Origin of the sequence: Mycobacterium sp. 050128, from assembly GCF_036409155.1 — a bacterium.
Lineage (GTDB): Bacteria > Actinomycetota > Actinomycetes > Mycobacteriales > Mycobacteriaceae > Mycobacterium.
The window spans coordinates 1-241 of the sequence record NZ_JAZGLW010000049.1 but is presented as its reverse complement, the minus strand read 5'-3'; the positions used below and the strand labels follow the sequence as shown (position 1 = coordinate 241).

1 protein-coding gene is annotated in these 241 nt (G+C 63.5%); it reads left to right on the top strand.

Annotated features, from left to right (window positions below; all coding sequences use genetic code 11):
• On the top strand, window positions 1–241 hold a 241-nt coding region (locus SKC41_RS31775; RefSeq protein ID WP_330981562.1), incomplete at both ends, for a hypothetical protein.

Sequence of the window (241 nt, the reverse complement as noted above, 5' to 3'; positions counted from 1 at the left end):
GCTATAGGCATGCGCGGCTCAACAATTGGTCAAAACTTATCGACGCGAAGGAGCAACTGGAGAAGCGCCTCGAGGAGCCCATCACTTATACCCACGTCAGGGGCTCTGGCCACGAGATGGTTCTACAGGCCGCCAGCCCGCCCACGACGGCGGTCCTGGACCAGGACCGTGTCGCCCGAGCGACAGACGAGGCGCCGGGTAAGGGGACACCGGTGACGATCGTCGACATCGACGGCACGGA